This is a genomic window from uncultured Photobacterium sp. (assembly GCF_947502415.1).
In the GTDB taxonomy this organism is placed as follows: domain Bacteria; phylum Pseudomonadota; class Gammaproteobacteria; order Enterobacterales; family Vibrionaceae; genus Photobacterium.
On record NZ_CANMZV010000116.1, the window covers coordinates 1 to 324 of the forward strand.

Consider the following 324-nt stretch of genomic DNA (forward strand, 5'->3'; position numbering starts at 1 on the left):
AATAATGGTGCGGAAGGAGAGACTTGAACTCTCACACCTTGCGGCGCCAGAACCTAAATCTGGTGCGTCTACCAATTCCGCCACTTCCGCGATACTTATCGTTTTATTCAAACGCTAAGTAAAATGTGGCAGGTCTACCTGGATTCGAACCAGGGAATGACGGGATCAAAACCCGTTGCCTTACCGCTTGGCGATAGACCTACAATGCCCTTTCAGAGCTATCTCTTATAGCAAGAGAAGTTAATCAGAGAGAATGGTGCGGAAGGAGAGACTTGAACTCTCACACCTTGCGGCGCCAGAACCTAAATCTGGTGCGTCTACCAA

Annotated in this window: 2 tRNA genes; both read right to left on the reverse strand. The window is 48.5% G+C overall.

From position 1 onward, the window contains the following. Positions 1 to 5: 5 nt before the first annotated feature. Positions 6 to 90: transfer RNA gene (locus tag Q0852_RS23770), tRNA-Leu, on the reverse strand. Between the two features lie 36 nt (positions 91 to 126). Continuing rightward, positions 127 to 201, reverse strand: a tRNA-Gln gene (locus tag Q0852_RS23775). Between the last annotated feature and the right edge of the window lie 123 nt (positions 202 to 324).